The 20964-nt window shown below is 57.5% G+C and carries 21 protein-coding genes; 6 read left to right on the top strand and 15 right to left on the bottom strand.

Features of this window, described 5'->3' with window-relative positions; translation table 11 throughout:
• Positions 1–42 precede the first annotated feature (42 nt).
• The 5 genes from U5L73_RS08425 to U5L73_RS08405 all read right to left on the bottom strand — a co-directional run bounded on the left by U5L73_RS08425 (position 43) and on the right by U5L73_RS08405 (position 4796).
• Positions 43–555, bottom strand: a complete 513-nt coding sequence (locus U5L73_RS08425) for a hypothetical protein (RefSeq protein ID WP_322561969.1) — start codon at positions 553–555, stop codon at positions 43–45.
• 186 nt (positions 556–741) lie between these two features.
• Entirely contained in the window at positions 742–2157 is a 1416-nt protein-coding gene (glnA, locus tag U5L73_RS08420) for a type I glutamate--ammonia ligase (RefSeq protein ID WP_322561968.1), read from the bottom strand.
• Positions 2158–2384: 227 nt separating this feature from the next.
• A complete protein-coding gene (locus U5L73_RS08415) occupies positions 2385–3191 on the bottom strand; it encodes a competence/damage-inducible protein A (protein WP_322561967.1) in 807 nt (268 codons plus the stop codon).
• Positions 3188–4042 (bottom strand): EI24 domain-containing protein, encoded by an 855-nt coding sequence (locus U5L73_RS08410; RefSeq protein ID WP_322561966.1) that lies wholly within the window; start codon positions 4040–4042, stop codon positions 3188–3190. Before U5L73_RS08410 ends, U5L73_RS08415 begins: the two co-directional genes overlap by 4 nt.
• Positions 4043–4046: 4 nt before the next feature.
• On the bottom strand, positions 4047–4796 hold the full coding sequence (locus tag U5L73_RS08405; RefSeq protein WP_322561965.1) for a 16S rRNA pseudouridine(516) synthase: 750 nt from the start codon (positions 4794–4796) through the stop codon (positions 4047–4049).
• Positions 4797–4860: 64 nt separating this feature from the next.
• Between U5L73_RS08405 and U5L73_RS08400 the strand changes: the two genes are divergently transcribed.
• Positions 4861–6396, top strand: coding sequence for a DUF3369 domain-containing protein (locus U5L73_RS08400; RefSeq protein WP_322561964.1), 1536 nt, complete (start codon positions 4861–4863; stop codon positions 6394–6396).
• A 233-nt stretch (positions 6397–6629) separates the two neighbouring features.
• The gene (locus U5L73_RS08395) at positions 6630–7220 is read left to right on the top strand and encodes a hypothetical protein (protein ID WP_322561963.1); all 591 of its coding nucleotides are present in this window, start codon (positions 6630–6632) and stop codon (positions 7218–7220) included.
• 14 nt (positions 7221–7234) lie between these two features.
• Here the strand turns inward: U5L73_RS08395 and U5L73_RS08390 are convergent, their stop codons facing one another.
• The 7 genes from U5L73_RS08390 to U5L73_RS08360 form a co-directional block, all read right to left on the bottom strand.
• The gene (locus U5L73_RS08390; protein WP_322561962.1) at positions 7235–8797 is read right to left on the bottom strand and encodes a cryptochrome/photolyase family protein; all 1563 of its coding nucleotides are present in this window, start codon (positions 8795–8797) and stop codon (positions 7235–7237) included.
• A complete protein-coding gene (locus U5L73_RS08385) occupies positions 8794–10125 on the bottom strand; it encodes a DASH family cryptochrome (RefSeq protein WP_322561961.1) in 1332 nt (443 codons plus the stop codon). Before U5L73_RS08385 ends, U5L73_RS08390 begins: the two co-directional genes overlap by 4 nt.
• A gap of 14 nt (positions 10126–10139) precedes the next feature.
• The gene (locus tag U5L73_RS08380; RefSeq protein WP_313875729.1) at positions 10140–10280 is read right to left on the bottom strand and encodes a DUF2256 domain-containing protein; all 141 of its coding nucleotides are present in this window, start codon (positions 10278–10280) and stop codon (positions 10140–10142) included.
• Complete coding sequence (locus U5L73_RS08375) at positions 10277–11821, bottom strand: cryptochrome/deoxyribodipyrimidine photo-lyase family protein (RefSeq protein WP_322561960.1); 1545 nt, start codon at positions 11819–11821, stop codon at positions 10277–10279. Before U5L73_RS08375 ends, U5L73_RS08380 begins: the two co-directional genes overlap by 4 nt.
• Positions 11822–11918: 97 nt before the next feature.
• A complete protein-coding gene (locus U5L73_RS08370; protein ID WP_322561959.1) occupies positions 11919–12596 on the bottom strand; it encodes a transaldolase family protein in 678 nt (225 codons plus the stop codon).
• Positions 12597–12635: 39 nt separating this feature from the next.
• The gene (locus tag U5L73_RS08365; RefSeq protein WP_322561958.1) at positions 12636–13073 is read right to left on the bottom strand and encodes an RbsD/FucU family protein; all 438 of its coding nucleotides are present in this window, start codon (positions 13071–13073) and stop codon (positions 12636–12638) included.
• Positions 13067–13855 (bottom strand): ATP-binding cassette domain-containing protein, encoded by a 789-nt coding sequence (locus U5L73_RS08360; RefSeq protein ID WP_322561957.1) that lies wholly within the window; start codon positions 13853–13855, stop codon positions 13067–13069. The genes U5L73_RS08365 and U5L73_RS08360 overlap by 7 nt, the downstream gene beginning before the upstream one ends.
• Before the next feature lie 165 nt (positions 13856–14020).
• Here U5L73_RS08360 and U5L73_RS08355 point away from each other — a divergent pair, with 165 nt between their 5' ends.
• From U5L73_RS08355 to U5L73_RS08345, 3 genes are all read left to right on the top strand, one after another.
• On the top strand, positions 14021–14977 hold the full coding sequence (locus tag U5L73_RS08355) for a sugar ABC transporter substrate-binding protein (protein WP_322561956.1): 957 nt from the start codon (positions 14021–14023) through the stop codon (positions 14975–14977).
• Positions 14978–15064: 87 nt separating this feature from the next.
• On the top strand, positions 15065–16009 hold the full coding sequence (locus U5L73_RS08350; RefSeq protein WP_322561955.1) for an ABC transporter permease: 945 nt from the start codon (positions 15065–15067) through the stop codon (positions 16007–16009).
• On the top strand, positions 16006–16923 hold the full coding sequence (locus U5L73_RS08345; RefSeq protein ID WP_322561954.1) for a PfkB family carbohydrate kinase: 918 nt from the start codon (positions 16006–16008) through the stop codon (positions 16921–16923). The genes U5L73_RS08350 and U5L73_RS08345 overlap by 4 nt, the downstream gene beginning before the upstream one ends.
• Before the next feature lie 19 nt (positions 16924–16942).
• Here U5L73_RS08345 and U5L73_RS08340 read toward each other — a convergent pair whose 3' ends face one another.
• Positions 16943–17092: a hypothetical protein gene (locus U5L73_RS08340; RefSeq protein WP_322561953.1), complete on the bottom strand. Its 150-nt coding sequence runs from the start codon at positions 17090–17092 to the stop codon at positions 16943–16945.
• A gap of 62 nt (positions 17093–17154) precedes the next feature.
• Here U5L73_RS08340 and arfB point away from each other — a divergent pair, with 62 nt between their 5' ends.
• Entirely contained in the window at positions 17155–17562 is a 408-nt protein-coding gene (arfB, locus tag U5L73_RS08335) for an alternative ribosome rescue aminoacyl-tRNA hydrolase ArfB (RefSeq protein ID WP_322561952.1), read from the top strand.
• A 292-nt stretch (positions 17563–17854) separates the two neighbouring features.
• Here the strand turns inward: arfB and U5L73_RS08330 are convergent, their stop codons facing one another.
• Both U5L73_RS08330 and U5L73_RS08325 read right to left on the bottom strand, forming a co-directional pair.
• The gene (locus tag U5L73_RS08330; protein WP_322561951.1) at positions 17855–19183 is read right to left on the bottom strand and encodes a 5-methylcytosine restriction system specificity protein McrC; all 1329 of its coding nucleotides are present in this window, start codon (positions 19181–19183) and stop codon (positions 17855–17857) included.
• Positions 19180–20964 (bottom strand): AAA family ATPase (locus tag U5L73_RS08325; RefSeq protein ID WP_322561950.1); only part of this gene is annotated, 1785 nt, incomplete at its 5' end. The genes U5L73_RS08325 and U5L73_RS08330, both read right to left, overlap by 4 nt.

Genomic DNA, 20964 nt, shown 5'->3' with positions numbered 1-20964 from the left:
AGTCCATGGCTCCGCCCGCAAAGGCGAGCACTTGCCCGGGCCTTATTGCTTGGAGCTACTGCCCGGCAAACGACCAAGCTCCCGACGGATGCCCGATATGTCACTTTCGTTGCGGGACAGCGCTGCTTTGAGCTCAGAAACCCGGTCCAGGTATTTTTGCTGATTGCGCGTCTCGGGACCCAGCTTTTCAGGTTCCCCGTTGTTGTACTCTTTGCTCAGCTCAATCTGACGGGCCTCGGCCTTTTTGAGCTCGGCCTCGAGAATCAAACGGGCATCAGAGTCTTTGGCTTTTTGATCCGCGCTGTCGATACGCGGCGCGCTGCTTGCGGGCGGCGTCGATGCCACCTTCACCCCGGGCGCTGTTGCTGCCGCTGCTGCGGGTTTTTGCCCCTGCACCACCGTGACATTGCCGCCCGAGACAAGCTTGCAGGTCTTGGCCTGCGCTTCGGTCACGGTGTTAGTGTACTCATTGCCACACCGGTAGATACGCTCCTGCGCCGAGGCTCCTAGCGTCGTGCCGGCGGTCAAGCAAAGAATCAGGAGTGTGGGTTTCATGCTGTGTCAGTAACTACGCTTGGTTTGGTAAGCGCTGTGATTCAGTATCCGTCAAAAAGTGCCCCGGAACAAAGGCCCTGAGTATCCCCGAGGTTCGGGTGGCGATTTGTGTCCAAGTGTTCCATAAAAAAAGGACGGCTCGCGCCGTCCTTTTTTTGCTCATCACGGGGCTTTGCAGCGCCGGGATTACAGGCTGAAGTACATGTCGTATTCGACAGGGTGCACCGACATGCGGTAGCGTGTCACTTCCTGCATCTTCAGGTCGATGTAGGCATCGATCATGGAGTCAGTGAACACACCACCCTTGGTCAGGAACGCGCGGTCTTTGTCCAAGTGCTCCAAGGCTTGATCCAAGCTGTGGCACACGGTTGGTACCTTTGCATCTTCCTCGGGAGGCAGATGGTAGAGGTCCTTGGTGGCGGCTTCGCCGGGATGAATCTTGTTTTCCACGCCGTCCAAACCTGCCATCAACAAGGCCGCGAAGCCCAGATATGGGTTCATCAATGGATCGGGGAAACGTGCTTCCACGCGACGGCCCTTGGGGTTCGCCACGAAAGGAATGCGGATCGAAGCGGAACGGTTCTTGGCGGAATATGCCAACTTGACCGGAGCTTCGAAGTGAGGAACCAGACGCTTGTAGCTGTTGGTGCCAGGGTTGGTGATGGCGTTCAGGGCACGTGCGTGCTTGATGATGCCGCCGATGTAGTACAGCGCGAAGTCAGACAGACCTGCATAGCCGTCGCCAGCAAACAGGTTCTTGCCGTCTTTCCACACGGACTGGTGCACGTGCATGCCGGAACCGTTGTCGCCGTGGTAAGGCTTGGGCATGAAAGTGGCGGTCTTGCCGTAGGCATTGGCCACGTTGTGGATCACGTACTTTTGCAACATGGTCCAGTCAGCACGCTCAACCAGAGTGGAGAAACGTGTGCCGATTTCGTTCTGACCAGCGCCCGCCACTTCGTGGTGGAACACTTCAACTGGAATGCCCAACGATTCGAGAATCAGGGACATTTCAGCGCGCATGTCTTGCGTGCTGTCCACTGGGGGCACGGGGAAGTAGCCGCCCTTGACAGTGGGACGGTGACCGCGGTTGCCTCCTTCGAGCTTGGAACCGGTGTTCCAAGGCGCTTCGTACTCTTCGATTTCGTAGAAGGTGTTGTTGGGTTCTGTAGACCAACGCACGCCGTCAAAGATGAAGAATTCTGGCTCAGGGCCGAAGTAAGCGGTGTCGCCCATGCCGGAGGCCTTCAAGTAGGCTTCCGCGCGCTTGGCGATGGAACGTGGATCGCGGTCGTAAGACTTGCCGTCAGCAGGCTCCACCACGTCGCAGTTCATGATGATGGTGGTTTCTTCGAAGAACGGATCGATGTTGGCGGTGCCTGGATCGGGCATCAACAACATGTCGGAAGCTTCGATTCCCTTCCAGCCGGCGATGGAAGAGCCGTCGAACGCGTGGCCGGAGGTGAATTTATCTTCATCAAAATGCGAGACAGGCACAGTGGTGTGCTGCTGCTTACCACGGGTATCGGTGAAACGGAAGTCAACAAACTTGACTTCGTTTTCTTTCACCATCTTCATCACATCTGCGACGGTCTTGGCCATCAAATACTCCTGTTGCACGGTTGTAAAAAGATTTGCGCTGCAGTTAATGCAGCTTTTGTGCCAAAGCACGCACCCAAAAGGCATTTCGGCAAACCGCTCTATTTTGCATCGTTAAACGGGCAATTCGAGCACGAAATCCGGAAAGTCACGGGTGAGAGCCCAACGAACGCACCAAAATGCACCACCAAGGTGCGCCAAGTGAAAGTGCACTTTATTGGTGCAATTTGTCATCGCACCAATTCAGGGCCTAACGACATATCCAGCGCCTTGAGGCCCGCCATCAGGTCCGCATATGCGGCGGGCAGCACAGCGGGATCCCCTTTCACCCCCAATTCGATATGCCGGCCGTATTGTGGATGGTCCACGCTCGGCAGGCTGAAGACCTTGACCGGATGACTCCGCTCCAGCTGCTCCATAAGTGGGGTCAGCATCGACTCCATGGCACCAAAGACAATCACCGATTGCTCGCGCCACACATCCTGCTGAAACCATTGAGCGCATTGGCTATCGAGAACCCATTCCACCATCGGCCAGGCCATCACGGGGAAGCCGGGCACAAAGTGGACCCGCCCTTGTCCAACACCGGGATAACTGAACCCCGGAATTTTGTTGTACGGATTGGGTATGAGAGCAGAGCCTTCCGGGAACATGCCCATTTGCAAGCGGTGCACATTGTCTGGGCGCTCGGGCTCATAAGGCAGGCCTTGCTCCCGGGCGACGTCCAAGATGCGCTCTTGGATCAAATCCCGTGCGGCGTCACTGAGTACCAAGGCCTTGCCCGACGCCGATGCGGCGCATTGCCGGGTGTGATCGTCGGGGGTGGCGCCAATGCCACCGAAGGAAAAGACGGTGTCCCCCGAAGCGAATGCGTCGCGCAGCGTCGATGTGATCCGCTGTGGATCATCGCCAACGTAATGCGCGTAGGCCAACGGGATGCCACGGGCACCCAGCAGCTCAATGATTTTGGCCAAGTGCTTGTCAGCACGCTTACCGGAAAGGATTTCATCCCCAATGATGATCGCGCCAAACTTCATAAGATCTCCACGTCAACCACATCAAGCGAAATGCTTGGCACCTCGGCAGCTGCCGCTTGCTCTGTACGCAAATCTTGCAAGGCCTTCAAACCGAAATGGGTGAACCACAGCGACGAAAAGGCGAACAACAGGGTGTAGAGCCAAATCGACACCGGAACCAAAATAGGGGCAAGCGCAACCGCAACAAACCCGAATGACCAGACCAGGCTAGGGGCCGCACCGAGGTACCCAGCGAATACGCCCATCGCCAGCAAGGGCCAGCGATAGCGTTTGAATAGTTCTTGTCGCTCAGCACGGGAGGCAAAGTCGGACAAGGCATCAAAAGCCATGACCCGGTAAGTCAACCAGCCCCAAATCAAGGGTGGAATGACCAGCACAAGCGGCGGAATCAACCAGAGTGGCAGCGACACCACCAAGGCGAACAATGCAGCCACTGTCGAGCCCAGAGCCCATCCGGCACTCAACAGAAAAGAGCCGGAACCTTGCTTATCGAGCAAGGGAAAGCGGCGCTGAGCGACCAGGCGCACCAGCATGGGGGTCATCAAGGTGGCTACCACCAATGAGCACGCGACCACGACAAGCGGCGTCAACAGCAGAATCACCAAGAGCGGAACCAAGACCGTCTTGAGCTTTCCAGCCCCCATGGATTCGAGCCACGACCACAGCATTTGCAGCCAGTCCATCGACTCCAACAGCAGGTTCACTTGGCTGAGCAGGCTGTCAAGGTAAAAATACCCGAGTCCGGCGGTTACCCCCACCATCAAGACTAGTGGCAGAAACGACCACAAGATGACTTTGGGGTGCAGGCAATAGGCCACGGAACGCCAGAAGGCATCGAGGACGGCGTTCATGGCATCACACCTTGGTTTGCACAGCCACAATTTCGTCGGCAGTGAGCCAACGCCAGCCGCCGAGGGGCAAGTCCGCAGGCAGCGACACGCCACCGATGCTGGAGCGATGCAAGCCCTCCACCCGATTGCTGACAGCGGCCACCATGCGCTTTACTTGGTGGTATTTGCCCTCGGTGAGAGTCATGCGCAGATGGAATTCGCTAACCGCTTCGCAAGCAGCAGCCCGGACGGGCTTGGGGTCGTCATCCAGCACGACACCACTCAACAGCTTGCTGACCTGCTTTTCATCAAGCGGATGCTTGACCGTGACTTCGTACACCTTGGGGACATGGTGCTTGGGTGAACTCATCCGGTGAATGAATTTGCCATCGTCGGTCAATAACAGCATGCCGGTGGTGTCTTGATCCAGTCGACCCACGGCCTGAACGCCCTGCACCGCTGCCTTTTGCGGCCGCAAGCGCAGCGGGCTGGGGAGCAAGGTGTAAATGCTGGGATAGGTCGAGGGCTTTTGCGAGCACTCGGTACCGGCCGGCTTGTTGAGCATCAAATAGGCGCGTTCAGCGTAGGGCCAGTCGACGCCCTGCACCCGGAAGCGCAACCCTTCTGCTACAAATTCCATAGCTGCTTGCGTAATGGTGACGGGCGCTGAGCCTTGTTCCGGCATATAAACCTGCACAAAGCCCTGCTGAACCAAACCAGCACACACACGGCGGGTGCCAAACCCTTGGGTATAGAGTATTTCCTGTAACTGCATGGACGTAGTATCGCAGTCACTTCCAGTAGACTGCGATGATTCGATTCCAACCGGGACCCGTGTCATGACAGATGATTTGGTTTTCAGCGATGAACAAGAGGCAGAGCAAACGCGCAGCCACACCGCCAAGCCTTGGCAAGTTCTGGTGGTGGACGATGAACCGGCGGTTCACGAAGTCACCAAGCTGGTCATGTCCGATTTCGAAATGGACGGACGCCGGTTGGAGTTCTCCCATTGCTACAGCGCCGCCGAAGCCCGCACCTTGCTGGGCCAGCGCAACGATATTGCCCTGATCTTGCTGGATGTGGTGATGGAGTCTGAGCACGCAGGCTTGGACCTCGCCAAATACATTCGCGAGGACTTGGGCAACCTGAATGTGCGCATCGTGCTGCGCACCGGCCAACCCGGCCAGGCCCCCGAAGAACAGGTCATCCGTGATTACGACATCAACGATTACAAAGAAAAAACCGACCTGACCCGTCGCAAGTTGATTACTGTCTTTTACGCGGGTTTAAGGGCTTATCGGGACCTGATGCGACTGGAAAACGCACGAAGGGGCTTGGTGCGGTCAATTGAAGCCATCAGCGAGGTGGGCGACTCCCACAATTTACGCAGCTTCGCATCCGCCGTGCTGTCGCAGTTAAACCACCTTCTGGATCTGAAGGGCGAAGGCCTGTGCGCCAGCCGCTTGTCGGCCTACACCGCCAACGCAGGGCATGGCAAGCTGAAGGTACTCGCAGCAACGGATGCATTTTCGGAGCTGATGCTCGAAGATGAAGTAGAAAACCTGCCAGAAGTCGTAAAAACAGCCATATTGCAGTCGCTGGGCGAAAAAGTGAGCCGCCATGGTGAGCGTTATTACGCGGGTTACTTTCGAACCAAGGCGGGCAGCGAGAGTTTGATTTACATGGAGTTTCCGGAGCCGATTACGCAACAGGCGCGCGAATTGCTCGAACTCTTTTCGCGCAATGTAGCCAGTACTTACGACAGCCTGCTGCTGCGGGAAGAAACCCAAAACACCCAACGGGACACGATCGCCACTTTGGGTGGCGCCATCGAACGCCGGGGCACGGAAAGCGACCGCCACATAGAGCGTGTGGGGGAACTGGCGGCCCTGCTCGCTCGCGCTAGTGGCTGTAGCGATGCGGAGATTGAGATGATCCGGGGCGCGTCTACCTTGCATGACGTGGGTAAAGCGGGCATCCCTGATCAGATTTTGAGCAAGCCCGGCCCGCTTTCGGCGGAGGAATGGGCGGTCATGCGAACGCACCCGACCCTAGGGCACACCTTGCTGTCCCGATCGAGTTCACGCTTGCATGCCATGGGGGCCCAAATCGCCCAAGAACACCATGAGCGGTGGGATGGAAACGGCTACCCGGCCGGCTTGAAAGGAAACGAGATCAGCTTGGTGGGCCGGATAGCAGCCCTGGCCGATGTGTTGGACTCGCTGGTTTCTGCCAGCCCCTACAAACCAGCCTGGGAGCTCCATCAGGCTTTGGACTATGTGTTCCACGAACAAGGTAAACACTTCGATCCGGAATTGGTGCAACGCCTCCAAGAACAGGTGGAAGCCGTCAAAGCGCTTTACCAGCAACCCTGATAAAGAGTGAATGAGCGCCGGTCAATAGTCTGAGCAGCCCCTCCGTTGGTCTGTGTGGGCCATAGCGCCCGTTGCAAAAGCCCGATAAACTTTGTGAAAAAGGGTCCATCCAGAGGCCACACATTCAGGGCGCAGCAATGTTTCTTTATTTTCTTGGCGGGCTTCTACTAGGGGTTTGCTTCGTTTACGGGCTCCAAAACTACCGGGCCAAACAACGCCGCAGGATCCCTTCCGTGTGGCCGCTTCAGGTGCGCCGCCTCGTCAACAGCAGAGAGCGCAAGGTGTGGTTGTGGCTTACCAAAGTCATGTTTGACCAACAGGTGCTGATCAAGTTGCCGGTGACTCGCTTCACTATTCCGTCCGAGCAATCCGAAGCGGCACACTGGTACCGCTTGTTGAACGGTGTGTATTGCACGTTTACCGTGTGTAGCCCGGATGGAAAAGTCATCGGGTGTGTGGATGTCCCCGGTGCATCCGGGCTCTCGTTGGGCAATCAAACACTAAAACACTCGCTGTTAGAGCAATGTGATGTGCGTTACTGGGTGGTAGACCCCGACAATCTGCCGCACCTGACGCAGATAAGGACCGCTTTTCTAGGCGAACACGCAGCCATGCTGGCGGCAGACAAGCCCCTCGACACCCGATTCCAAAATATGCGGGAGCATTTGCATGCCGCCTTTCACCGCCGCCGGATGAGCAAGGGGCAGGACTTGAGCGACACCGCTAGCAGCCCTCTATCAAGCCATCCGGAAAGCCGGCTCGCTTCCGGATGGGAACTCAACTCTTTTGTCACGCCGCTGGATAGCCGGATGGACAAGCTGTAATGCAGGCCTAAGAGCTACAACGCATTCAAGTTGGCGCGCAATGTGCGCGCTTTCTCGAAGAGCGCCTCTTTCGCCTCGGGTTGCATTTTTTCGAGCTGCCGATAGGCCATCCCAATGCGTGGGTTGTGACTCAGCAATCGGGAATGCCGGTCGTAGAACTCCCAGTACAAGGCATTGAACGGACACGCGTCAGCCGTGGTTTTTTGCTTTTTGTCGTAACGACAACCCGCGCAATGATCGCCCATGCGGTCGAGATACGCGGCACTGGATACATAGGGTTTGGTGGCCAGTCCGCCGCCATCCGCAAACTGGCTCATTCCTACCGTGTTGGGTAGTTCCACCCATTCAAAGGCATCGATATAAATGCCCAGGTACCACTGGTGCAAGGCGTTGGGATTAAGACCGGCCAGTAAAGCGAAGTTACCAATCACCATCAGGCGCTGGATATGGTGGGCGTGTGCCATGTCCAGGGATTGGGTGATGGCCGAAGACACACACGCCATCTGGGTCTTGCCTGTCCAGAACCAGTCAGGCAACTCCGCTTGATGATCAAAGAAGTTGTGCGCCTCATAGCCGGGCATCGCCGCCCAATACACCCCCCGGACATACTCACGCCAGCCCAGTATCTGGCGAATGAAACCCTCTGCCGCAGGCAAGGGAACTCCGCCATCCCGCCAGGCGCGAGCTGCTCGCTCGACGACCTCTTGGGGCGACAGCATTTTGGTATTCAGCGCGAATGAGAGCAATGAATGAAAAAGCCGCCTCGCCTTGCTGCTCAGTGCATCTTGAAAATCGCCAAAGTGCGGGAGCACCTGTGTGACAAAAGTTTCTAACTGCGCCAGCGCCTCTGCGCGACCTAGCGGCCAGCGGAAACTCTGGGCCGACGGGTTGCCAAAAGTTTGCACCCCTGCTCTTTGAATTTGCTCCCAAAGGGCAGTGTGATCGTGCTGTGGACGAAAGTCTTCAGGCTCGGGCGGAACGCCTCTCCACGCCTTTCGGTTTTCGCTGTCAAAGTTCCACTGCCCGCCTTCGGGCTCTTTCTTGGCGTCGAGCAGGACAGCGTGACGCTTGCGCATCTGGCGATAGAAAGTCTCCATCAGCCAACGGCTTCCCGGCTTGAACATGAACTGCGCCTGAAGACGCTCGGTGTAAAAGTGTTCGCTTGAGACCATGCGCCCGGAGTAGCTGCCCGATGCCTCGGCTTGCGCCAGGTGCTCCTTGAGCAGAGCATCCAACCGCCACTCATCCGGCTCCTGGTACTCGAACACAGCTGCACCCGTGCGGGCCATCACTGCATCGAGGCTCTCTACCATTGGCAACTTACTGTCGGCCTCATTAATCTGGAGGTAGTGCACCCGGTGACCGCGCTCCCGCAATGCTGTCGCGAACGCCCGCATGGCCGCAAAAATGGCAATCACCTTTTGCGCGTGGTGGCGCACATAGTCGGTCTCTTGGCGCATCTCCATCATCAGATAGAGCGTTTGGGGGTCGGGGTTAGAAAACCAGCTGTGCAACGGGTTGAGCTGGTCGCCCAAAATCAGCCGGACGGTATGTGTCACTTCAGTGTTTTGCATCATGGCGAGGCACTCCATAAATTCCGATACTGCCCGTCAGCGTCATGGTCTGCCGCCTGCTTGGCTACATTGAACTTGCGTCCTCCTCGTGGGTCGGTGCCGAGACCTGCGATATAGAGCCAATTCCCTTGGTTGGAGTACACGTCATAGTCCAGCAGATTTGCTTCGAACCAAGCTGCGCCGGCACGCCAGTCCCCACCCAGGTCGTAGATCCAATAGCTCGCCAGAATCTGACGCATTCGGTTTGAGCTATAGCCGCTCTCTGCCAGCTCCCGCATTCCGGCATCGACCAGTTCGCAGCCGGTGCGGCCTTGGGTCCAATGCGCAAAAGCGCGCTGGTGCTTGATAGCGACCACCGGCCGGGTTGCCTCCGACAAGCCCCGACCTCGGTACAGTGCTTCGCCGTACTGCTTATGCAACCACCGGAAATACTCACGCCATAACAACTCGAACCAGAGCCAGTAGCTGCCGTCGTTTGCCCCTTGGCGCTGCTCATAAGTCCGCAACGCATCGAAAATTTCTCGAGCCGACACCGAACCGACAGCAAGCCACGGCGACCACTTGCTGGAGTACGCCATCCCGATCAAGCCATTGCGCGTAGCCTTGTATTGCGCCGCTCGATTTGAAGAAAAATAGGCGTCGAGATAGGCCAGAGCTCCCTCATTTCCGGCTCGCACGGCTGAGCCCGTATCCTCGCCCCAAACAAACGCCGAACGGATGTCAACACTGAGCTGCTCCGCAGGGGGGATTGCCGCCCATGGCGCAAATGCTGCCGCAATTTCCGATGGAACGGAAAAACCGCAAACACGCTGCGGAGCTTCCAAAGGCGTGGGCACCGGTGTGTGTGCACGCTCCACCAAATTGCGGAACTGGCTAAAAACAGCAGGCAACTCGTCCACGGCGAAGGGAAGCTCTTGCTCGACAAACAGGGTGCTGCTCCATTGGGTGTGCAGCTGAAAGCCGGCATTTCGTAACGCTTGCACCTCTGCGCGCTCGTAAGGTGCGGCAATTTCTTCGCAGTGAATGGCTGTTGCCCCGACCTTGTTGGCGACAGTTTGTAAAACCTCGACCACATTGCCCCGCAACACCAACAGCGTTACGCCATGCCGCGCGAGTTCCAGCTGCAAAGCTCGCACATTGGCGTGCCACCACGCGAGCCTATGGGGCCCAGGGCGCAAGCTACCCCAACGCTGCTCAGTCGAGGCCATGTGCGGCTCGAACACAGCAGCCAAGAGTGGCTGATTCAAGGCACAGGCCTGGACCCAGGCGGGGTTGTCACGCAACCGCAAATCGCTGCGAAACCAATAAACAAGAGGCGCAGAAGGAGTCATACGCTGCACCGTGCTCACCGCCCGCCGCGCTTACAGCGCTCAGAACAGTACTTCACTTCCGCCCAAACCTTTTCCCATTTTTTGCGCCATTGAAACGGCAGGCCACAGGTAGCGCACTGCTTGGATGGCAGATCACTTTTCTTTCGCATTTTCATAGCAACTCCAATTGAGCAGGGACCGCAACCGGCGGCACTTTGCCTGCCCGTTTGCGAACAAACGTCCTAGATCCGTGCTGTCGAACAATGGCGGCTTTTGCAGCTTTAACCTCCGGCTGTGCACGCAGCGCAAACAAGCGGATTTTTGCCAACCGGGTAGCGCGCTCCAAGTCGACCAATGGGGTCGGAATGTCCGCGTCCGGACCGCCCACACGGAGCCCGCAACGCAATTGCATCTCCGCAGGCATGCGCCAAGGCTCAAATAGCCAAGTGTCGGGCACCTTGCGCATCGCCGGTAACCACTCACGGACGAAGCGCCCTTCCGGGTCCTGGTCGCGCGCTTGCTTGATCGGGTTGTAGATGCGCGCAGTGTTGATCCCCGTGGTACCCGACTGCATTTGCATTTGGCTCCAGTGGATGCCCGGCTCGTAGTCCAAAAACTCGGTAGCCAACCACTCGCCCACCGGACGCCAGTGCAACCACAGCGGATACGCTGCGACGGACACCAGCATCGCGCGCATCCGGAAATTGACCCAGCCGGTTTCGCGAAGCATCGCAACACAAGCATCCACCAATGGCCAGCCGGTGCGCCCGGAGACAAGCGCCGCAAAATGCTCGGGCTTATGTTCGCTCTCGCGCAGCCCGTCATAGCCACGGTGCATGTTGTGGAACTCGATGCTAGGCTCAGACTCGAGCTTTTGAATAAAGTGGCAATGCCAGTGCAGGCGGCTGCCAAACGCATTCAGCCCCGCAAGGTGTTTGGGCGCTGGTGGCGCTTCACTGGCTCGGCGATACTGCACCGCTTGCCACACCTCGCGCACACTGAGGCAACCCCAAGTCAGGTAGGGCGACGAGCGGGAACAAGCATCCACGGCTCTGAGTGGCGAAGAGATTCCCCCGCGATATTGCCGGCTCCTGTCCGCAATGAAACTGCGCAGCAACTGCAGCGCGATAGCGCGGCCACCCGCTTGACGACGGGGCTTATCGGGTTGCTGCAAGCCTAGGGTAAGAGCATCTGGCGGAGGTGGCTCTACCCAGGGCAATGGCACAGTGTCATGCGCAGACGCAGTGGGCAAAGTGGACTGCGGCAGGCTCATGTGGCCATGCCAGTGGCGACTCCAAGCGTCACGGTTGGCGCTACCGCGTTGAACTCCGAACTGCGGCACCTCGTGCCATGCCACTCCATGTGCGCAGCACCAACGAGCGACGGCGATATCCCGCTGGAAGCTCGCGCCGTTGCCTGTTTCTTGGTGGGAATAGATCCTTTTGAAAGGCGACGCCGCGAAAAGTCGCTCCATGAAGTCTGGAGCATCCGCGGTCACCACATGGAGTTTGAGACCCACGGATCGAAGTTCGGACCAGAGATCACGCAGACACTCGATCACAAAGCGGTAGTGCTGGGTTGAGGCATCTGCTTGGCGCCATAGGTGGGGCTCTACGCAAAAGACACACAATACGGGGCCAGCATCTAAGGCCTGCCGCAAAGCGGCGTGGTCATGCAGGCGGAGATCTTTTTTGAACCAAACTACGCTGTACGACATAAGCCCAGATACTGCGACCCAGCAACATAGCTGGGTGGCGAGTATCGCGAATCGCCCACGATTGAGCAGGCTGTGGGGCTATGCCCCACTAAAGCAATCAGTGTTGTCCGATTTTGAGACTGGATTGGATATCAAGATCAAACTGCTTTACGGCGCTTTGGGTCAGTGCATCGGTACACCACGCAATGAGACTCGCTGGAGGCAATGTCACTGCGGCTGCGCCTACGGCTACCAGCTGGCCCAACACTTCGGGCGTTTTGATACTCGCCGCCAGAAGCTGCGGGCCTTTGGCTTGCACTGCCACGCATGCCTCCATCAGCGCCCACACATTGCGGCCATCGTTCGCAAGGCGGCCCACATAGGGCGCCACATATTGCACACCCTTGTGTTGTGCCCACAACAACTGCACTGCATTGGAGAGCCCGGTGAGCAACACGTCTTGCTGCTCAGCCCGAACTGCGTCAATGCATGCCTCCCAATCCGGTGCGCAGGGCAGCTTGATCGTCAATTGAATCCCCCGGGCATTCGCCGCCGGCTGTAGCACTTTGAGCCATTCTCTTGCTTGCTCCGGTTGGCTGTAGGGCAACTGAACCATGAGTTCCGCTAAACCGTGGTCTGCGACCGCTGAAATCAAACCTGCATAAGTATCGAGAGTGACCGGAAGCCCCGCTTGAAACACCAAGCTGGGGTTGGTAGTGACCCCTTGCACCGGTGGACAGCCTGCCGGGAGAGCCCATGACTCCACGCGCGCGGAGTCGAGAAAAATTTTAGTCATACGATTGTTCCCCTGAGCGCTGGCGGTGCCAGCTCGCACTCAAAGGATAACGCCCTTGCAGAACATGGCATTTCCATACGCAGTGGCCTCGCCGCTTTGGACGATGACGCTGGCGCCTTTGATCTTCTCGTAAAACGCAAAGCGCTCTACCGCTTCGACCCTGCTGGCGGGTAGCCCTTCGTGCGACAACAGCGCCACTACCGAGGCCTGTGCAGCGGTCTGGTGACCTTCCGGGCTGTGGCAAACCTGCATATAAGCAGCGGGACAAGCGACGTCTTCAGCCAAGGGGAACACCGACAGAACGGCTTTGCTTACCCTCTCCAAGCTGTGCCCGGGCAAGCGGACTAGCGCTTTGCCTTTGCCCAAGAAATCTGCGGTGAAATTGGCGTCCACCACCGCAACCCACTCGCCATGCCCCATTGCAGACAGGTGCATCAGCAACTCGGGGGTCAACAAGGAATCAAGACCTTTCAGCATGCGACGGCCTCCGCGGATTGCAGTGTGGCCGGATCAATGGCGCCTGTGATGAGGCCCACAATTTCTTCCGGATTGGTCTCTTTGGTCAAGCGGCTGCAAATGATGCGACCCTGGCGGAACACCCATATCCGGTCCACCAAATCGAACACCTGGCGCAAGTTGTGGCTGATGATGATCAGCGGTATGCCTTGTTGCTTCAGGCCCTTGATGATCTGTTCGACCCGTGCAGTCTCCGCGACCCCTAATGCAGCAGTAGGCTCATCAAGAATGATGAGCTTCTTCGCAAAACCGGCGGCACGGGCAATCGCCACACACTGACGCTGGCCGCCCGACATGCCCCGAAGGCTCTCGGACATGTCTTGAATCTTGACGCCTGTTGTTGACAACATCGACGCGGACTGCTCGCGCATGGCCTTGTGATTCAACACTGACAAAGGGCCGAGCGCCAAACGCGTGATTTCACGCCCCAAAAAGATATTGGCGGGAACGTCAAGGTCTTCGGCGAGGGCCAGTGTCTGGTACACCGTTTCAATACCCTGGTCGCGTGCATCCAAGGGAGAGCTGAAGTGGACGCTTTGGCCGTCCAGATTGATGTCGCCCGAGTTGGGCTGCTCTACGCCGGTGATCAAGCGAACAAAGGTGCTTTTACCGGCACCGTTGTCCCCGACGATCGCGGCGTGCTCGCCGGGTAGCAGGCGGAAACTGGCATCGGTCAGAGCCTTCACGCCACCGTAATGCTTGGTCAGATTGGTAATCTGCAGAACTGGTTGTTTGGATGTCATGGTGGACCTGTTTCAGGAAATTGGGTGCAAGCATGCCAGAACCCGACACGGAATCGTATTAGTAAAACTACTAGATTTAATTAAATAAAACTCTGCTGTAATTTGGCTCCAGCAAGCCATGGAATCCACCACAGCTGCTAATCCACACCACAACGGAGATAACGAATGATCACCAAACGCATGCTGGGCCGCTTGGCCATCGCGATGGCCACCGCCGGCCTGATGTCTGCCGCTGCCGCAGAAACCACTATTGCCTACATCACCAATGGCAATACCAACGAAGGTTGGACCCTGATCAACGGTGGCGCTAAGAAAGCTGGTCAAAAGGCCGGCGTGAAATTCATTGAATTGGCAGCAGAAAAAGGCGAGCTCTCCAAGCAGCTGGCGATCGTCGAGGACATGATCACGCGCAAAGTGAACGCGATTGCAATTGCTCCGGTGGACAGCGCAGGCATTGCCCCTGCCATCAACAAAGCATTGGCGGCCGGTATCAAAGTGGTGGCGGTAGACACCGGCATCTCCGGCGCCAAAATCACCTCGTATGTGGCAACCGACAACATCAAGGCCGCAATGGTGCAAGGTGACTGGACTGCCGAGCAGGTCAAAGACGGCGACACCGTGATCTACATCACAGGCGATTTGGGTCAATCGACAGGTCAAGAGCGCAAAAAGGGCTTTCTCGACGGCCTGAATGCCAAGCGCAAGAACGTCAAAGTGGTAGAGGTCTCCACAACGTGGGATCAAACCATGGCGCAAAACGGCGTTGAAACTGCCATGCGCGCCAACCCCGGCGTCAAGGTGATTGCCTGTGCTTGGGACGGCGGCGCGCTCGGTGCCAAAGCAGCCCTGATGGCTGCAGGCAAGAAAGCCGGCGACGTCAAGATCGCTGGTTTTGACGGCTCCCCCGGCGGTCTGGACATGATGAAGCAACGCTGGCAGTCTGCCAACGCTGCGCAAATGTTGGCCAAAATCGGCCAAGTAGGTGTCGAAACAGCGATTGCCGCTGCTGAAGGCAAAAAGGTAGACGCTCGCATCGACACTGGCTCCTTCCTGGTGCTGCCTTCCAACGTGGACCAGTTCGCCAAAGACTCTGGCGTGGCGCAGTTCATGAAAGTGAAATAAGTTTTTGCACCCGCCCAGTGGGTGACCACCGGGCCCAGACGACCGCTGCAAAGCGGTCGTCATTTTTTTATTTGAGGAATTGATTTCATGAAGTCCATCACCCGCCAAGAATGGTATGGAGCCTTAGTGGCCGTTTTGGTTTTGGGGGCCTTGCTAAGTGCAGCATCACCCTACTTTCTGACCACTGGCAATTTATCCAACATTCTGGTGCAGGCCTCGGTAATCGCCCTGCTGGCGGGCGGCCAAACTTTTGTGATTTTGACCGGTGGTGTCGACCTTGCAGTGGGTGCATTGACCGCGCTAGCAGGTGCTGTTGCCGGCCACATGATGGTCAAATTGGGCGTTGACCCCTACCTGTGTATCGCAGCCGCTTTTGCCATCGGTGCTGCTGTTGGGCTGTTCAATGGCTATCTGGTTGCTTTTGTGGGCATCCCTTCTTTCATTGTGACTTTGGGTGGCTTGACTCTGTGGCGGGGTCTTGCTTTCGAATCCACTGGTGGCTTTGACAACTCCGGCATGCCGGACCCCCTACCCTTCATCGGTTACGGGCAGCTCCTAGGCGTCCCGATGCCCATTTGGATCACCGGAATCTTCTTCGTGGTGATGGCCTTCATTCTGTCCAGCACCAAACTGGGCCGTTATGTGTACGCGATGGGCTCCAATGAAATGGGTGCACGTCAAGTGGGTATCAACATCCGCTGGTACAAGTTAGGCGTGTATGTGGTGTCGGGTTTAAGCTGCGCCTTGGGTGCACTGGTACTGATGGCACGCATGGACTCCTCCAGCGGCAAGATGGCCCAGATGTTCGAGCTGGATGCCATAGCGGCAGTTATCTTGGGCGGCACCTCACTCTTTGGCGGACGTGGCAGTATCTGGGGCAGTCTTCTGGGCGCCGTGTTGATCACCATGATCCGCAATGGCATGAACTTGATGGAAATTTCGCAGTTCAAGCAGATGATGGCCATCGGCGCGGTGGTGATTTTGGCTGTTTGGATTGATGTGATCCGTCGTCAACGACTCTTGAAAAAATGACCGCATCTATTTGGGTACTCGGCGAAGCGCTGATGGACTGCCTCTCGCAGCCCGATGGAACACTGCGCCCCTACATGGGGGGCAGCCCTTACAACATGGCTCGCGCAGCGGCGTTACGGGGAGCACCTGTGGGCTATGTAAACCCGCTCTCTACCGACCACTTCGGACAGCAACTGGGCCAGCAACTGAAAAAAGACGGCGTCCAGGTGCTGGCCGGTGAGAGCCGTCTGCCGACCTCCCTGGCCGTGGTACAGATTACGGACGGCCAACCCAGCTATGGCTTTTATCGCGAAGGCATTGCGGACCGGGATTACACCGTCAACAGCGTGCTGTCCATGCTCAAAGCCCATCCACCCGGCGTGCTCCACACCGGGTCCCTGCTTTTGGTGCCACCAGAGCACACCAAGGTACTAGCGATCCTGCAAGGCGCCAAGGATTTGGGCTGGACCATCAGCGTAGATGTGAATTTGCGCCCCAAGCTCGCTGCTGATCTTGCCGCCTATGTGGAAGCCGTAAAACAAGTCGCCAAGCTGGCAGACTGGATCAAAGCCAGCGACGAAGACCTTGAGTTGCTCGGTGTGCACGCCCCGAGCCGCGCACAAGGTGCCCAAATTGCAGCTCTGTTCCGCGACCAGGGTGCCAGCAGAATCGCTTTGACTTTTGGCGGCCAAGGCGCCTGGCTGGAAGTCGACGGCGCTTCTGCAGATGCCGACGTGCCACGTACGAACGTGGTCGACACGGTAGGCGCAGGCGACACTTTTTGGGGCAATTGCCTGGGTGACTGGGTTCTCAACGCCGATGGCGAAGGGCGAGTGAATCAAACTTTGACGGAAGCTATGCAGGCTGCGGCCATCAACTGTTCGAGGGCGGGCTGCCAGCCCCCCACTTACTCAGAAACTCAAGCGCTTCTGTAAACCTAAAAGGCCTGATTCGTCAGGTCTTGTTTTTGAGCTTGCCACGTGGCATCACCGCCGTCGTCACCGCGGCGCGCACCGGTTCCCCACTGGACAAGGGTTTAGGGGCAGTACTGTCCTTCTTGGGCTTCTTGGACTCTTTATTGGATTTTTGTTGACCTTTGGCCATGGGAGAGTCCTTGTTCGGGAGTGGTATGGTGCGAGGCAGTCTAACCGCCTAAACACCCCACCGTGGCTTTTCTTTTTGACCGCCTTGCCGCTGAAGCACAGCTAATCTCCATCCGCGCTCAAGGCGCCGGCGGCCAGAACGTCAACAAGGTCTTCAGCGCCATCCATTTGCGCTTCGATATTCCGGGCTCTTCACTACCGGACGCCATGAAAGAACGCTTACTGCAAAGCGCGGATAGCCGCATTACGCGGGATGGAGTCCTGATTCTCAAAGCCCAGCAGCACCGGACCCGCGAACTCAACCGCCAGGATGTCTACGAACGCTTGCGCGCCATCCTGGAGGCCGCTGCCATTGAACCAGTGCTACGTAAGGCGACGCGACCCACCTTCGGATCCCGCGTGCGCAGACGGGAAGACAAAGTCGGACGCAGTGGCATCAAGCGAGCCCGCAGCAATCGCGGAGATGAGTAGTCGTCAATAGTCGGCTCCCGGAGACGCTATCAAAACAGGAGCAGCTTGTGCATATCCGATAGGTGCTAGCAGCGGGTTTTAGACAAAACATCCAAACAGAAAAAAGCCGCCTGCTGTCGCCAGCAAGCGGCTTTTTCATTGAGAGTGGTGGTGGAATACGGAACCGAACCCGCGTCCGCATCCCGAACAGGATAGCAAGGTTTTGATCTTGAGGGCGTGAATTTGAGTATTTGGCCGAATTCAATTCCGCCTGCGGCCAACACTGAGTGCACATCGTTCCGGATATCCATGGTCAGGCTTGAGTACGCAAAGCGGATCGCTCGGATGTCATCTGGGAAATCAGCCCCCGCAGTTTTTCCGTCGCCCGTTCCGCGTCGTGGGGTAGTGAGGTGAAAACGACCCTCTTCCCGTGATCGAGGCCCCACGGACTGTATTGCTCTGCTGGTGCAACGGTTGGTCGAGACGGGTCATCAGGGTATGCAAGCAGGCCCCATGCCGCCTTGCCGTTCAAAGGGGCAAATCGACCTAGGTAGGCCGCCATCTGATACAGGTCTTCGCGCTGCGGGCCGTTCGGCGCATTCGCAGACGGATGGAGGGATTTGTATTTGGCGTCAGCCACGCCCTGGACATCGTTGCCTGCGGAGAGGATCGCGTCAGGGATCAACGTGCCTAGCCCCTGACCATTGACGTCACTCCAGAGGAGTTTCTTGGACGCATCCCTCTCCCGCGTTCCGTGCTTCACGGACAAGGGAGTCGCCGACCTCCGGAGAACGCTTAGAACGTACATCTCCCAAAGTTCGGCCACATCAAGGAGAACGCCTTTAGTCTCACCGCTGGCATCAACATCGGCAGCCAGCCCCCGGCGATTCGCGATTTGGCGCGACAACTCAGCAATCGGTGCGAATCCCGCTGTGATCGGCGTGTAACGAATCCGGTCAAGTTCGGCTTTCGTGGGCACACGAGGGCGGGGGCCGGTGACAGCCATGAGATGAGGGATGAGTTCCTTTGCCCGGGCGGGCATCCACTGCTCGTCAGGAACGCCGAGCCACCGTCGCAGAACTCCATAGGCAGCAATGATTGCATCTGATGCCGCATGATCCAACGACCGTTCTGATCGGACGGAGACGACTTCCCTGCTAGCAGATGCGATCAATCGAATCGAGGCGGCGACATCCAGTCGCCCACGGATCGTTGGGCCCTTGGTCGCTACATCCCGACTAAGAGCGGGCAGTCCGTGCCGTGCGGCTTCGACAAACCCGTGCGCCCAGACTGATGCCAACAACTGCGCGATGAAGGACTCGTCATGGCGCAACCGTCCTGGCGATTCGGTCAGTACAACCGAAGTCGCTTCGAACAACCAGTTCCTCAAGGTGGCAAGCCCGAAGCGTGGCTCAATTACCAAACTGCGTCCTTCGAACGACAGAGAGCCGACATACCGGCCAGCCCACCACGTACCATCCCACGAGCAGTACACAATTGGCTCGTCATCATCGCGGTCGCCTGAGATCGGGACGACGAAATCACCGGCGCGAACGCTCGCTGCAACCCTGCGCAGCCAATCAGCTTCTGCCGCCGTTGGTTGCGGGTTCAACGGCGAGCAATCCTTAGCGATCAGTTTCACTCAACCACCGTAGGCTTGAGAAGCACCTTGGCCAGCCTTTCAAGTTCAGCGTTGCGCGAGTTGGCATCGAGTCCGGCCAGGTACTGCTCCAAGAGCGGACGCAGGGACAGATTCCAGACCTGAGTGACAGGATCAAGCGCATCGCCTTTCTTGTTCCACAGGTAGTTCTGCTTGCGTGTCGGACGCAGGCCAAGGAAGTTCCGGAGAAACACGACCACATCGAGTAGGTAGGTGTGTCCGATTTCATACTGCGAACCCAACAGGGGACTGTCGTGAATCTCGCGATTCAAGGCTGTGGCCGCTCCTGCCAGTCGCCGAAAATCAGCTTCAACTCGATCCCAAGCAAGGCCGCATTTGAGGTCATTCCACTTTGCTTCGGCAGCACCCAGCAGCGCATCGGCATCAAAAGGACACAACAGCCACAGGAAGCGGCGACGTAGCGCAAAGTCGATCTGTTCAATGGATTGGTCGATCAGGTTCATCGTTCCAATCACAAATAGGTCATCGGGAATCCGCAACTTGAGGGTTTCGCCGTTCCCGTTGCGCGCTGGCAATTCGATAGTCTGGTTTCGATCCTCCAACAACGAGAAGCACTCGCCCAGCATCCGACTCAAGTCGGTGCGGTTCATCTCGTCGAGGATCAGTACGTGCGGCAAGCGATTCTCTCTGGGCTGCCTCTCGATGTCCTCGATCAACCGGGGCAGGTAACCAGCACGGTACTCTGTTGCTCCGGTGTCCGAGATATGCAGACCGCGCACGAAGTCCTCGTAGCTGTAGGAGGGGTGAAGCTGCAAACGGTGTACGTTGTTCTTGATGGCCACCTCGATGTCTGTCTGCGACTGAAAGTAGAGCGCAGGGCCCATTTTTGATAGCGCCGCTGAACGGATGACCCTGTCAGCCAGCCGCTTGGCGCGAAACGTCTTTCCAGTTCCCGGCGGCCCAAACAGCACGATCTGCTTCTTGTGCTGAATGACCTCGAGTGGTGCACCCTCCGCTGGGCCGCCTTCGCTGTTGTCGTACCACGCGGCCTCCAGTGGTGCCCAATAGAAGTCCAGATCGCGTTTCGGTAGCAAAGCCTCGAGGGCGCGCCGGATTGCCAAGAGGTTCTGGTCTTCATTGTCCGACTCATCTGTGATCAGTCCGGAGAACGCAGCGATGACTCGGCGCTTATGGTTTCCACTCGCGATGCGCTCGAAGGAGTCAGGGAACAGCAGGTGGAGCAACATGTGCCGGAGTTGCTTTGACTCTGCATCATCGATGCCTTCGACAAGCGCTTGGAAGCGCCACGGATCAGCTGCTATTTCTTGCTGCTCGGCGGGGGTGAGCTTCTTCCAGGCAATTGCGAACTCGATAAGAAAAGCTATTTCGAACGGGCGACGGGTGTTGTAGCCCTGACCGCCACTACCGATGCCGCGCTCAAATGCCTTGGACACAAGGTTGGTGTCGGGGAGACTGTCCCCGACCCATCCGAACACTTCATTGACAACTTGCCGCTTTCGGAAGCCCCCTACGCTCGACGGGAACAAGAAGTACACGCAGAGAAGTTCGCCAGCAAGGCGAACTACGTCCTGCCCGGCTGGTTTGACCTGATCCCTGAACTTGTCGATAAAGGATCGATCACCTTCGTCTGGCGTAGCCACAAACGCCTTGTGGATGCGCTCCAACAGGTCGGTTTGCCAAAGTGCAGCGCCTTCAAAAACGAGCGAGCCGTCGCGGAGCAGGCAGTTGTCGCGGAAGGTCTGCGCTGCTTCGTAGATCTTGCTGGTGTCGTGTTCTGAGTA

Source organism: Rhodoferax sp. (assembly GCF_034520025.1).
Classification (GTDB): domain Bacteria; phylum Pseudomonadota; class Gammaproteobacteria; order Burkholderiales; family Burkholderiaceae_C; genus Allorhodoferax.
Note: the sequence above shows the minus strand (reverse complement) of the source record. Positions and strands in the feature narration are given on the sequence as shown.

Coding starts and splice junctions, on each gene's coding strand:
- U5L73_RS08370 (WP_322561959.1), bottom strand. CDS start 12,596: ATGACTAAAATTTTTCTCGACTCCGCGCGCGTGGAGTCATGGGCTCTC.
- U5L73_RS08415 (WP_322561967.1), bottom strand. CDS start 3,191: ATGAAGTTTGGCGCGATCATCATTGGGGATGAAATCCTTTCCGGTAAG.
- U5L73_RS08345 (WP_322561954.1), top strand. CDS start 16,006: ATGACCGCATCTATTTGGGTACTCGGCGAAGCGCTGATGGACTGCCTC.
- U5L73_RS08410 (WP_322561966.1), bottom strand. CDS start 4,042: ATGAACGCCGTCCTCGATGCCTTCTGGCGTTCCGTGGCCTATTGCCTG.
- U5L73_RS08365 (WP_322561958.1), bottom strand. CDS start 13,073: ATGCTGAAAGGTCTTGATTCCTTGTTGACCCCCGAGTTGCTGATGCAC.
- U5L73_RS08355 (WP_322561956.1), top strand. CDS start 14,021: ATGATCACCAAACGCATGCTGGGCCGCTTGGCCATCGCGATGGCCACC.
- U5L73_RS08400 (WP_322561964.1), top strand. CDS start 4,861: ATGACAGATGATTTGGTTTTCAGCGATGAACAAGAGGCAGAGCAAACG.
- U5L73_RS08380 (WP_313875729.1), bottom strand. CDS start 10,280: ATGAAAATGCGAAAGAAAAGTGATCTGCCATCCAAGCAGTGCGCTACC.
- glnA (WP_322561968.1), bottom strand. CDS start 2,157: ATGGCCAAGACCGTCGCAGATGTGATGAAGATGGTGAAAGAAAACGAA.
- U5L73_RS08375 (WP_322561960.1), bottom strand. CDS start 11,821: ATGTCGTACAGCGTAGTTTGGTTCAAAAAAGATCTCCGCCTGCATGAC.
- U5L73_RS08340 (WP_322561953.1), bottom strand. CDS start 17,092: ATGGCCAAAGGTCAACAAAAATCCAATAAAGAGTCCAAGAAGCCCAAG.
- U5L73_RS08360 (WP_322561957.1), bottom strand. CDS start 13,855: ATGACATCCAAACAACCAGTTCTGCAGATTACCAATCTGACCAAGCAT.
- U5L73_RS08385 (WP_322561961.1), bottom strand. CDS start 10,125: ATGACTCCTTCTGCGCCTCTTGTTTATTGGTTTCGCAGCGATTTGCGG.
- U5L73_RS08350 (WP_322561955.1), top strand. CDS start 15,065: ATGAAGTCCATCACCCGCCAAGAATGGTATGGAGCCTTAGTGGCCGTT.
- U5L73_RS08405 (WP_322561965.1), bottom strand. CDS start 4,796: ATGCAGTTACAGGAAATACTCTATACCCAAGGGTTTGGCACCCGCCGT.
- U5L73_RS08425 (WP_322561969.1), bottom strand. CDS start 555: ATGAAACCCACACTCCTGATTCTTTGCTTGACCGCCGGCACGACGCTA.
- U5L73_RS08390 (WP_322561962.1), bottom strand. CDS start 8,797: ATGATGCAAAACACTGAAGTGACACATACCGTCCGGCTGATTTTGGGC.